This window comes from Nocardia altamirensis NBRC 108246, assembly GCF_001612685.1.
Classification (GTDB): Bacteria; Actinomycetota; Actinomycetes; order Mycobacteriales; family Mycobacteriaceae; genus Nocardia; species Nocardia altamirensis.
Window position 1 is genome coordinate 1 of the sequence record NZ_BDAY01000138.1, and the last position, 11,718, is coordinate 11,718.

General features: G+C 66.6%; 8 protein-coding genes. 6 read left to right on the plus strand and 2 right to left on the minus strand.

Translation table 11 applies throughout. The annotated features are described in order from the left end of the window. Positions 1-306 precede the first annotated feature (306 nt). Complete coding sequence (locus NA11_RS43020; RefSeq protein WP_069167889.1) at positions 307-708, minus strand: winged helix-turn-helix transcriptional regulator; 402 nt, start codon at positions 706-708, stop codon at positions 307-309. A gap of 78 nt (positions 709-786) precedes the next feature. Between NA11_RS43020 and NA11_RS43025 the strand changes: the two genes are divergently transcribed. From NA11_RS43025 to NA11_RS43045, 5 genes are all read left to right on the plus strand, one after another. Continuing rightward, the gene (locus tag NA11_RS43025; RefSeq protein ID WP_245746582.1) at positions 787-1,734 is read left to right on the plus strand and encodes an NADP-dependent oxidoreductase; all 948 of its coding nucleotides are present in this window, start codon (positions 787-789) and stop codon (positions 1,732-1,734) included. A gap of 759 nt (positions 1,735-2,493) precedes the next feature. Further along, complete coding sequence (locus tag NA11_RS43030) at positions 2,494-3,597, plus strand: Hsp70 family protein (protein WP_245746583.1); 1,104 nt, start codon at positions 2,494-2,496, stop codon at positions 3,595-3,597. Positions 3,598-3,808: 211 nt separating this feature from the next. Beyond that, positions 3,809-4,813 carry an AurF N-oxygenase family protein gene (locus NA11_RS43035; protein WP_069167891.1) on the plus strand — a complete coding sequence of 335 codons (1,005 nt, stop codon included), beginning with the start codon at positions 3,809-3,811 and terminating at the stop codon, positions 4,811-4,813. A 1-nt stretch (position 4,814) separates the two neighbouring features. Further along, positions 4,815-6,398 carry an FAD-dependent oxidoreductase gene (locus NA11_RS43040; protein WP_069167892.1) on the plus strand — a complete coding sequence of 528 codons (1,584 nt, stop codon included), beginning with the start codon at positions 4,815-4,817 and terminating at the stop codon, positions 6,396-6,398. Between the two features lie 289 nt (positions 6,399-6,687). Continuing rightward, entirely contained in the window at positions 6,688-7,068 is a 381-nt protein-coding gene (locus tag NA11_RS43045) for a hypothetical protein (RefSeq protein ID WP_069167893.1), read from the plus strand. Between the two features lie 179 nt (positions 7,069-7,247). On the opposite strand, the gene NA11_RS43050 is transcribed toward NA11_RS43045, so the two are convergent. Beyond that, a complete protein-coding gene (locus NA11_RS43050) occupies positions 7,248-8,009 on the minus strand; it encodes an SDR family NAD(P)-dependent oxidoreductase (protein ID WP_069167896.1) in 762 nt (253 codons plus the stop codon). A gap of 622 nt (positions 8,010-8,631) precedes the next feature. Here NA11_RS43050 and NA11_RS43055 point away from each other — a divergent pair. Further along, positions 8,632-10,689, plus strand: coding sequence for an Hsp70 family protein (locus tag NA11_RS43055; RefSeq protein ID WP_069167894.1), 2,058 nt, complete (start codon positions 8,632-8,634; stop codon positions 10,687-10,689). Positions 10,690-11,718: the final 1,029 nt, after the last annotated feature.

The window sequence follows — 11,718 nt, forward strand, 5'->3', positions numbered from 1 at the left end:
CTCGGCAACCATTTCTCTCACGCCAACGAGGCTCGGCCACTTCTCTCACGCCGATCCGCGGCTTGCCACCTCAGAGTGGTTCCGACGATGACCGAGGGTGGTCGTCGGCGAGAGTTGGTGCAGCCATGTCCCGTTCGCGCGCGCAGAGGCTGACGAGTGGGACATGGTGGAGGGGTTTGCGGCGTGTCGCCTCCACCATGTCCCATTCGTGAGAGCGCTTCTCGCCCAACGGGACACGGCAGGGGTTGCGGCGCGGTGGGGCGGAGCTGGTGGGGTCCAGTGGACTGGTGCGTGTCTCGTGGACTGTCAGCTGCTGGCGGCGTCGTAGGAGTCGCGGGCCGCATGGACTTCGTCGATGTGCGTTTCGGCCCATCCCTTGATGGTCTGCATCACGGGAAGCAGCGAGTAGCCGAGTTCCGTCAGTTCGTAGTCGACGCGCACCGGCACCGACACGGTGACCGTGCGTGCCACCAATCCGTCGCGCTCGAGATTTCGCAGTGTTTGGGTGAGCATCTTCTGGCTGACACTGGTCAGGCGGCGACCCAGGTCGCTGTAGCGCTGCGGGCCTGCGGCGAGCGCGTTGATCGCCAGGCTCACCCACTTGTCGGTGATCCGGTCGAGCAGCTGCCGGGCGGGGCATTCGGCGAGGTAGGCGTCGTAGGTGGCGCTCGCCTCGAGCTGGCGTTGCGCGACGGTGCGTGTCGACATCGGGCACTCCTTCGGGTTCCTTACGCACTCCAAGGTGTGTACTTCCTATCGGAGAGTAACACTCCATAATTTGTGTGCATGACGCTACGAAAGACGATGCGCGCGGTGATCGCTCGCGGTTACGGCGGACCCGACGTGCTCGAGGTCATCGAAGTGCCGACGCCCGAACCTGGCCCAGGGCAGGTGCTGGTTCGCGTCGAAGCGGCAACGGTGAATCCCGTCGATGTCGCCACCCGGTCGGGCGCGCTGGTCGAGGCGGGGCTGATGGCCGCGCGTCCGGTCACCGGCATCGGTTGGGACGTCGCCGGTGTCGTCGACAAGGTCGGACCTGCGGTTGCCGCTTTCACGGTGGGGCAGCGCGTGATCGGACTGCGGGACCTGCTCGACTCCTCGCTCGGTGCCTACGCCGACTACGTCGTGCTCGACGCGGCCGCGGTGGCTCCGACGCCTGCCGAGGTGTCGTCGACCGACGCGGCCACGCTGCCGTTGAACGCGCTGACCGCTGCGCAAGCCCTCGATCTGCTCGATCTGCGCGCGGGTAGCACTGTGCTGGTGACCGGCGCTGCCGGGGCGGTCGGAGGATTCGGCGTCGAACTCGCGGTGCGTCGCGGCCTGCGCGTTGCCGCGCTCGCCGGTTCCGCCGATGAGTCGTTCCTCCGTGGGCTCGGCGCCGAATGGATCGTCGACCGCGACACCGACGATCTGGCAACACACCTGCGCCGACTGGTTCCTGGCGGTGTCGATGCGGCACTGGACACTGCCGGGCTTGGCATACGCGCATTGGCCGCGGTGCGAACCCGCGGTGCCTTCGCCACCGTGATGGGTGGTCCGCCGCTGACACCGTTGCGCGGCATCAGAATCCATCAGGAATGGATCAGTGCCGACGGAGCGGCCTTGGCCGACCTCGCCGCCGACAACCTGACCTTGCGGGTGGCCGAGACCCTGCCTCTCGAACGAGCCGCCGAAGCGCATCGTCGACTAGACAAGGGCGGGTTACGCGGCAGGCTCGTGCTGACTCCGTACTGACCCTCGATCGCGGTGGGCCGCACGGTTCTTTCGCACAACCGTGGACTGGGCCGCATGGTCCTTCGCGCAACGGTGGACTGTAGGTCGCATGGCCTTTCCCGCAGCGGTGGTTGAACCCGATACCGGACCTCGGGCCTGAATCCGCGGAGGCGATTTGGGAGTGTGCCGACTCGGCGGCGCGTGGTGTGCTGAGGCATTGCTGATCTTGTGCTGGCGCAACGATATCGGCGGGTCTGCGGCGGACGATGCCGACTCGGAATCGGGTGTGTCGTTGCGGCGGAACGCGTTCGGGTGGGGCATACGGAATCGCCGGCGCAGGAGTGCGTCGTGTCTTTGGATCGGTGGGCACAGTATCCGCTCTTCGTGGGTCGCGTGTCCGGCGATTGGGGATTGTTAGGGGCTATCACAGCATGTTGGAACATGTATTCGTGTGGGGTTCCCCCAGTGCGACCGGTTCCGTTAACGGGGCAGGAGCACCCTTGAATATCGGCGTGTCGCAAGAAGATCCGGGCGCTGTCGCCTGCGCCGCAGTCCAGGGCAGGTGACCAGGATGGATGCTTGCGCTATGCAACCTGTTACAAGACAGGCGGGCGGCGGACAATAGGGTGTCCGGTGGTTGGCAGGCGGGTCGCGGAGTGGTTGCGTGAACAGGGTTCGAAGCAAATCGGCTCGGCGATCAGGTGGATTGCGATGGCGGTTGGTCTCGGTTTGAGCATCGGCACGGTGAACACGGTTTCCGCTCTGGCGGAGGAAGGTTCAGTGAAGGCTCCGCCGGGCCACCGATGGGCCCAGCGGTCCCGATCCATCACCCGGCGCACCACCCTCACCTTCGACAGCACCGGCTTGGCGCGCGTCGGCATGATCCCGCGGCACGGGCGCGCGATCACCGAATTCGCCGATCTCACACAACGTTCCATCATGTCGGCCAGGGTCGGCCACCGCGCGCTGTCTCCCGCGGACCTGGTTGCGGTGGTCGCGGAGAGCCTGATCACCGAGGCGCTGTTCGATCACCCGAACCACGACGCAGGCGTCGGCATCACGCTGACCTACCCGGCGCGCTACACCGAGTCGCACATCGGCGACCTGCGCGCTGCACTGGACGCCATCGGGCTCGCGCACGTCGCGTTGGTCGCCGAGCCGGTCGCGGCGGCGACCTGGCTCGAATCCGACCGCGGCCCACTCATGCCGGGGCTCGCGCTCGTCTATGACCTAGGCGGTGCCAGTCTCGACATCACCCTGGTCCGGGTCGGCGCGGGGTGTCCGAACAACCCGATCGTCGGCGAGCCGCTGCGCTCCGCCGAATTCGGCGGGCGCGCCTTCGGTGCGCTGGTCGCCTCTCGGGCCGGGCACGGACTGCCCGCGGCCTCCATCTCCGAAACGGTTACCGGCACGACCGCGGACGAACTGCGCACCAGGCATGTGCGGGCCTCGTTGGAGCTGGTCTACAAATGCCTGCGGATCGCGGACGTCACCATGGCCGATGTCGACTGTGTGCTCGTGGTCGGTGGCGCGGCGCGACCGGTGGAGGTGGCGCAGGTGCTGGCGGGCGAGCTGGCCCGGCCGGTGATCACCGCGCCCGATCCCGAGCGAACGATCGCGGACGGCGCGGCGATCATCGGCCGCAGGGCCGCCGAAGCCGCCGAGGCGTCGGCGGGTAAGCAGCACGGCAAGCGGCGCAGGACCGGCGCGCATCGGCGGGCGGCGACCAGGGCGTTGGTGCTGTCGCGGCGGACCAAGCGCAGGTTGACCAGGGTGGCGATGGCGGCGGGGCTGTCGGTCGCAGGCGTTGGTCTTGCGCTCGCGTTGCCTGCGGACGGTGTCATCGTCGGCTTCGCTCAGTTGGCGGTCTTCAAGTTCTACTGAGTGGAAGTTGGCGGGTGTTTCGGCGGCGACTGCGACGAGGGCGGTCGCCGCCGAACTTCTCTTGGTCGGGCGGTCAATTGTGATAATGGCCCGTGGCCTGGGGTGTTGTGCAGAATCTGCTCGGCGTACCGTGAGTCTCAGTTGACGCGACAGTCTGTACCTGTAACTATTGGGTACAGGTAAACGTCCTACGAGAGAGGCAGGGACGACGATGTCTACAGCCGTGCAGCCCCCGGTCGACCCCGATCTGGAGAAGGCGCAGGAGTACGCCGCAACCCTGCTGCTGCTCTCCGAAGGCTCGGTCAACAAGCACTTCGACCCGTACGAGGACATCGACTGGGATAACCCCGACTTCGCCGTGGATGCAGGGGAGGAGCGGTGGATCCTTCCGGTCTCGGCCGATCCGCTCGGCCGCCACCCCTGGTACCTGGCGCAGTCCGACGAGCGCAAGATTCATATCGGCAAGTACCGCCAAGCCAACGTTGCCAAGGTCGGTCTGCAGTTCGAATCCATCCTGATCAGCGGTATGGCGACGCACAACTTCGGCCTGCCCAACGGCTCGCCCGAATTCCGGTACTGCTCCCACGAGATGATCGAGGAGCACAACCACACCCTGATGTTCCAGGAGATGGTCAACCGGATCGGCGAAGACGTGCCAGGCATGGGCCCGCTGGTGCGTCAGTTCAAGTACCTGGCGGCCCCGGTCGCCGGGTTGTTCCCGAACCTGTTCTTCATGGCGGTGTTGGCCGGCGAGGAGCCGATCGACCACATCCAGAAGGCGATCCTGCGCTCGGGCGAGGAAGTGCACCCGATCATGCGCGGCGTCATGGCGATTCACGTCGCCGAGGAGGCGCGCCACATCTCGTTCGCCCATGAGTTCTTGAAGAACCATGTGCCCGAACAGAATCCGGCCAACAAGTTCGTGCTGTCGATCGCCATGCCGATCGTCATGTTCATCCTCGGCCGCTCGATCTTCACCCCGCCCCGGTCCTTCTGGCGCGAGTTCGACATCCCGGACTACGTGCGCAAGGAGCTGTTCTACGGGACGAAGGAAGCCAAGCAGGGATTCAGCGACTTCTTCGGTGACGTGCGCACACTGGCCAAGGACATCGGCCTGATGAACCCGGTCGCCAAGACTGTCTGGAAGCTGCTCAAGATCGACGGTCACACCACGCGCTACCGCTCGGAGCCGATGCGCGCGGGTAAGGCCGGCTGACGTGCCGTACATCGTCACGCAGTCCTGCTGCAGCGACGCGTCGTGTGTGTATGCCTGCCCGGTGAACTGCATCCATCCGACGCCGGACGAGCCCGACTTCCTGACCGCGGACATGTTGTACGTGGACCCGAAGGCGTGCGTCGATTGCGGCGCGTGCGCCACCGCGTGCCCGGTGGACGCGATCGTCTCGTCGAAGAAGCTGACCGACGAGCAGCAGCCGTTCATCGAGATCAATGCCGACTTCTACCGGCAGGTCAGGCCGCGGCCGCTGCTGGCAAAGCCGGTGCCGGCGGCCGAGATTCGCACCGAGCGCCACCCCATGCGGGTGGCGATCGTCGGATCCGGGCCTTCGGCGATGTACGCGGCGGACGAACTGCTGACCCAGCCCGATGTATCGGTGACCGTGTTCGATCGGTTGCCGGTGCCCTACGGGCTGGCCAGGCACGGCGTCGCGCCGGACCACGGCAAGACCCGCAAGGTGAGCGAGCTGTTCGACCTCATCTCGGCGCAGCCAGGGTTTGGTTCCTACCTGAATGTCGAAGTGGGCGGCCATGTTTCGCATGCGGAGCTGCTCGACCACTTCCACGCGGTGATCTATGCCGTCGGCGCGTCCTCGGACCGCAAGCTCGACATTCCTGGTGAAGGGTTGTCCGGCACCATCTCCGCCACCGACTTCGTTGCCTGGTACAACGGTCATCCCGATCACGCCGATCATGTCTTCGATCTCTCGCAGCAGCGGGTGGTGATCGTCGGCAACGGCAATGTCGCGCTCGACGTCGCGCGCATCCTGACCAGTGATCCGGAATCGTTGGCGCACACCGATATCGCGCCCTACGCATTGCGGGCGTTGCGGGAGAGCAAGATCGAGGAAGTGGTCATTCTCGGCCGCCGCGGTCCGCTCGAATCCGCCTTTACCGTCCCGGAATTCGTCGGCCTGCTCGGCGCGGATGTAGACATCGCGATCGAGGGCGAGCTGCCCGAGGTGACCGAGGGTCTGCCGTACCAGGTCGAGCAGAAGCTGCGGTTGCTGCACAGCGTCGGCAGTCGGCCGTTCGGCGAGCGCAAGCGAATCGTGTTCCGTTACTTGGCTTCTCCCACTGAGATCCTCGGTAGCGATCGAGTCACCGGCATCGAGGTCAGCCGCAACGAGCTCGTCACCGACGCCGACGGCCGCACCCGCGCCGTCGCGACCGGTGCGACCGAACGTCTCGACACGGGTCTGGTGCTCACCTCGGTGGGCTACCGCGGTGTCGCGCTGCCCGGCTTGCCGTTCGACGAGCAGGCGAGCGTGATCCCGAACCTGAACGGCCGTGTGCTGGAACGTGTCGAGGGCGCTGTGCTGCCCGGCACCTACGTCACCGGTTGGATCAAGCGCGGCCCGACCGGCTTCATCGGCACCAACAAGTCCTGCGCGCAGGAGACGGTGCAGCAGTTGGCCGACGATTTCAATGCCGGTCGCCTGGCTGAACCCATCAGCACCGCAGCGGAATTCGATCGCATGATCCGGCAGCGGCAGCCTGCCGTCCGCGCTGCCGGCGCCGCCAAGCGTCCCGGCCGGGTGCGCAAGCTCCTCGCCCGCTCCTGACAGGCCCCTCGCGGAACCACACGGTTCCGCGAGGTTTCGTCACCATCGACGCCAGCGTCGCCGTCGATGGTGGACTAACCCCGGTGATCGGTCACGTGACGAGGGCGTGTGCCGTGCCGGGGTGTTTTGTATTCGGGGGTGGGTATCGGTGCGGGCCCCAAGTTTCGGGGCCTTGTGAGGACATGGGCGACGCTCGACGATGACGAGGTTCATACTCGAGCGCCGGAGGTTGTCGATGGGCTCATGCTCGAAATGCCACCGGTTCAACCAACTTGGGAGTCGGTAGTTGATGGGAAATCTGCGGAAGACTGTTCCGGCCGCGCTGGTGCTCGCCGCCGCCGGTCTGGTCATGAACGCGCCACAGTCGGCGGCGGCCGAGTTGGGACTCGGCATTGTGCATGCCGGAGGTGGGTTCGCGAACGGGACCGGGACCGGCTGTGGCTACTTGGCCATTGCCAACACCAAGATCGGTGATCACGTGGACTTCTACGACAATGGCGTCTGGTTCGCCGGGGTGGACAGGTTGCCGGAGAGGTCGTTCGCGGCGACCTGGATTCCGGCAACCCCTGGATCGCACACCCTTTCGGCTACCAATGGCAGTGAAACCGCCACCCTCACTGTGCAGGTCGGTACCGGGATCAACCTGGGAAGTTCCTGCCTGGTGATCTAGGGCTCAACCGGGTTGACGGTCCAGACGTGCTCACCGCCCTGTTCCATTGCGGTGGTCGTCGCTCTTCAGCTCGGAGCCGCCCCCCGCCAGGGGCGGCAATTGGGGACGTGCGCCGGTTCGGTCCCCTCGTGCTCGGACGGACAACTTATCTCGATCCGTCCGAGCACTTCTGTTCGGCCCTACTGTGCGGTGAAACCGCCGTCGATGGCGAGTGCGGCGCCGGTGATGAAGCTGGCCTCGTCGCTGAGCAGGTAGGCGCAGAACGACGCGATCTCCTCGGGCCTGCTGATGCGGCCGAGCGGGTGCAGTGCGGCGATCGCTGCCTCGCCCTCAGGTGTCGCACCCATCGAATTGCGGAAGGCCGGGGTGTCGATCGCACCGGAGATGAGCGCGTTCACCCGGATGTCCTGCGGTGCCGACTCCAGCGCGACTGCTCTGGTCAGGCCGACCACACCGTGCTTGGCCGCCACATACGGTGCGACCGAACCCATTCCGACCACGCCGAGGTTGGACGCGTTGTTCAAGATCGCGCCGCCTCCGGAGGCGGCCAGCGCGGGCACCTGGTGACGCAGGCCGTAGAACACGCTGGTCAGGTTGAGCTCCAGGTCGGCGCGCCAGCCTGCCTCATCGATCTCGGCGATCGGCCCGAAGGCATTGATGGCCCCCGCGTTGTTGAAGGCGGCGTCGAGTCGGCCGTATTCGGTGAGCGCTGCCTGGGTGAGTCGTGCCACATCCGCCTCGACGGTGACATCGGTCGGCACGAACAGTGCCCGTCCGCCTGCCGCGCGGATCTCGGCCGCCACCTGCTCGCCCGCGTCCTTGCCTCGGGAACCGAGCACCACCGCGGCGCCTTCGTTTGCCACGCGCAGTGCGACCGCCCTGCCGACGCCCGAGCTTGCACCCGTTATCAGCACGACCTTTGTTGCGAAACGTGTCGACATGTTGGCCATTTCCCTTCTCGTTCTTGCGATCTCACCTCGGTGGTGGTGATCGCATACGTTGAGTCAACGCGGAACGAGAGGGCTGCGCTGGCGGGAATACGACATGGAGTTGATGCATCATGTACGAGTGGAGGAGCGATGCGGGCACTCTCTTTGCTCGGGCTCTGCCCGCGCGCTGTGTGCCCGGCGGCGCTGATCTTGTGCGCGGAAGTTGAAAGTCTTTTAAGGAGCGCTAAAGCCGAATTAATAGCGTCGGCAATGGTTTGGTTACCGACCAGTCAGTGTTTAAATGTGATTTATGGTTCTGTGGGTGAGTCCGGTCGACGGTCGACTTTTGGGCAATTGTCCGGATCGCTACGGGGTAACGGGATCACGTTGCGCGCCTTTGCGTCGACCCGTGTCGAGAGGGCTGAACACAGCGTCCGGAAGGCATCGACGCAGGTGACATAGATCATTGCAATCGGGAGCTAAACGTTTTACGCCAGACTTCTCCCGTTCATATCAATTCCACATCCTTCCAGCGAGTCGAACAGCTAATCTGTGCTCGCTGTTTGGAAGACGACCGCGGCCACATGGTTCTCTGTGTGATGGACGTGGTCTCGGTACGTTGACGGGATAGCAAATGACCACAGGTCTGGGTTTCAGCATCGGCGCAGTGAACTCCATGACGGCTTCGGCTGCCGGAGTACGGACCAGACCCGTCGTGCGCAGCAGGCGCACCGCGGTGACGTTCGACAGCGCGGGTGGGCTGCGGATCGGTGGGATTCCCCAATTCAGCATGGCCGTCACGGATTTCGCCGACCTGAGCCTCGACCCCGAGCCGCTGATCGTCGGCGGGCGCATCTGGTCGGCCGCGAACCTGGTCGCCGCCGTCGTGAACGGCCTGCGCGACGCCGAGCCTGCCGCCGCCGAGGCGGGCGCCGTAGCCACCTATCCCGCAACATATTCCGACAAAGAAGTGGCCTTGCTGCGGCAGGCGCTCGACCTGTCCGGTGCGCGCGAGGTCGAGCTGGTGCCCGAACCCGTCGCCGCCGCCGAATGGCTCGAATACGAGCACGGCCCGCTGGAGCCCGGCTTCGTGCTGGTCTACGACCTCGGCGGAACCAGCCTCGATGTCACCATCGTGCGCGTCGGGTCGGACTGGGTCGATCATCCGATGGTCGGAAAGCCGGTGCGCTCCTACGACTTCGGCGGCAGGCCGCTCGGTGCGATGATCGCGCGCTACGCCCACGACAGCGGGCCGGACGCGTCGGTGCCGCTGACGATGCTGTCGATGATCGACATCGACGGGCTGCGCACCGCGCACGTGCACGACACGCTCGACGTGGTGCGCTCGGTAGTGCGCTCGGCCGATCTCACCCTGTCCGATATCAGCCGCATCCTGGTGATCGGCGGCGCCTCGCGGCCCGCCGAGGTCGCCCGTACCCTCGCGGAACTCGGCCGCCCCCTGGTGGTTTCGGCCGACCCCGGTCACACCGTCGTCGCGGGCGCCGCGCTGATGGCCGCACGCAGCATGGCGCTCGCCGCGGCGGGCGGGCGGTCGCATGCGCCGCGGGTCGCCGTATTCTCCAGCGCCGCCGTGGTTTCCGCGGTCGCCATGTCCGCGGTGACGGTCTTCGGCAGCCCGACCGGCCCCGAGGCGGCAGCGCCGATGTTCGATCACTTCCCCGGCACCGATTCCTCGACCGACACGCTGTTGTACGACGCCAGCCTGGACCGCCCGGCCGACGGCCACGATGCCTGGGTGGCGACACCCGCAGGCTGGATGTCGCGCTCCCTTGCCTCGGGCGCCGTCGCCCCGCGTCCGTCCGCGTACGGGCTGTTCATCACGCCCGTTGCGCACAGCAGCACGCTCGGCCCCAGCGTGGCGGAATCCCGTGGCGGCAGCCGCCTCGACCCCAGGGACGTCAACCCGCACGACGGACGGACCTACGCCGACCCGGCCTACTTCATCAACCCGCTGCCCTTCGGCCAGCCGACCCCGCTTCCCGGCCAGCTTCCCGCCATCCCGCCCGTCCACCTGCCCCCCGTCGGCACCCCGATCGCCGGTGTTCCCAGCATCCCGACGGTCAGCCTGCCCGGCACAATTCCTGGTGTGCCGCAAGTCAATCCGCCCGCAGTAGTGCCAGACCCGGTAGCCGCGCCCCCCGCTCAACCGGCCACTCCGGCGACCGGCACCGGCACCACCACCCCGACCTCAGGAACAACAACCGGCACCGGCACCACACCTGCCGACACCACCGGCACGGGGAACACCACCTCCGGCGGTACCACTTCGGGTGGCACCTCATCAGGCGAAACATCGACGGGCACACCCTCCGGCAACACGTCCTCCGGCGAAACCTCCACCGGCGGAAGCACGTCCGGCGGCACCTCCTCCGGTGGCACCTCGTCGGGTGACCACTCATCGAGCGGCGGGACCTCCGCAGGAGAGTCCTCCTCCTCGGGCGGCAGCACCTCCGGCGGCACCTCGTCAGGCGGAAGCACGTCCGGCGGCACCTCGTCATCGGGTGGCAGCACCTCCGGCGGAACCTCCTCCGGCAGCACCACATCCAGCGACAGCACCTCCTCAGCCTCCACCAGCGGCTCAACATCCAGCGGCGCGTCAGCTTCCAGCGGCGCCTCCTCGAGCGGCGAATCCGGCGGCGCGTCCTCCGGCGGCGGCGCCTCCCGAAACTAGTTCGGCCCAGGCGCACCGCGCCGACCGTCGGCGGTAATCCGGCTGTGCCCGTTGGCAGTTCGGAGTCCACGGGTGTCGGTTTCGAACGGTGCCTTCTTGGGTGGCGAATCCTCCGGCGGTGCCTCCTCGGGTGGCGGGGTATCGCGGACTAGTTCGGGCTAAGCGCAATGTGCCGACTGTCGGCGGCAGTTCGGCTGTGCTCGTTGGCAGTTCGGAATACACGGGTGTCGGTTTCGAACGGTGCCTTCTTGGGTGGCGAATCCTCCGGCAGTGCGTCCTCCGGTGACGGTGTATCGCGAGACTAGTTCGGGCCGAGCGCACCGCGCCGACTGTCGGCGGCAGTTCGGTTGGCGGTTCGGCGTCGAGCGAGGCGGCGCCTCCTTGGGTGGCGAATCCTCAGGTGGTGGCGTATCGCGAGACTAGTTCGGCCCAAGCGCAGTGTGCCGACTGTCGGCGACAGCACCTCCTCAGCCTCCACCAGCGGCTCAACATCCAGCGGCGCATCAGCTTCCAGCGGCGCCTCCTCGAGCGGCGAATCCGGCGGCGCGTCCTCCGGCGGCGGCGCCTCCCGAAACTAGTTCGGGCCAGGCGCACCGCGTCGACTGTCGGCGTTAATTCGGCTGTGTCCATTGGCGGTTCGGAGTCCACGGGTGTCCGTTTCGAACGGTGCCTTCTTGGGTGGCGAATCCTCCGGTGGCGGCGTATCGCGAGACTAGTTCGGCCCAAGCGCGATGTGCGGACTGTCGGCGACAGCGCCTCTCAGCCTCCACCAGTGGCTCGGCATCCAGTGGCGCGGCGAATCCTTCGACGGCGTGTCCTCCCGCGGTGGCGTATCGCGAGACTGGTTCGGGCCAGGCGCATTGCGTCGATTGTCGGCGGTAGTTCGGCTGCGTTGGTTGGCGGCTCGGTGTCGAGTGGGACGTCGGCTTCTAGCGGCGAATCCTCCGGTGGTGCGTCCTCGGGTGGCGGCGCCTCCCGAAACTAGCCCGGCCCAGACCCGCCTCCTGTGCATCCGCACCCATTCTGCAG

What these genes read in the sequence shown, in the direction of transcription:
- NA11_RS43020 (WP_069167889.1), bottom strand. Translation starts at nt 708, where the DNA reads ATGTCGACACGCACCGTCGCGCAACGCCAGCTCGAGGCGAGCGCCACC.
- NA11_RS43025 (WP_245746582.1), top strand. Translation starts at nt 787, where the DNA reads ATGACGCTACGAAAGACGATGCGCGCGGTGATCGCTCGCGGTTACGGC.
- NA11_RS43035 (WP_069167891.1), top strand. Translation starts at nt 3,809, where the DNA reads ATGTCTACAGCCGTGCAGCCCCCGGTCGACCCCGATCTGGAGAAGGCG.
- NA11_RS43045 (WP_069167893.1), top strand. Translation starts at nt 6,688, where the DNA reads ATGGGAAATCTGCGGAAGACTGTTCCGGCCGCGCTGGTGCTCGCCGCC.
- NA11_RS43050 (WP_069167896.1), bottom strand. Translation starts at nt 8,009, where the DNA reads ATGTCGACACGTTTCGCAACAAAGGTCGTGCTGATAACGGGTGCAAGC.
- NA11_RS43055 (WP_069167894.1), top strand. Translation starts at nt 8,632, where the DNA reads ATGACCACAGGTCTGGGTTTCAGCATCGGCGCAGTGAACTCCATGACG.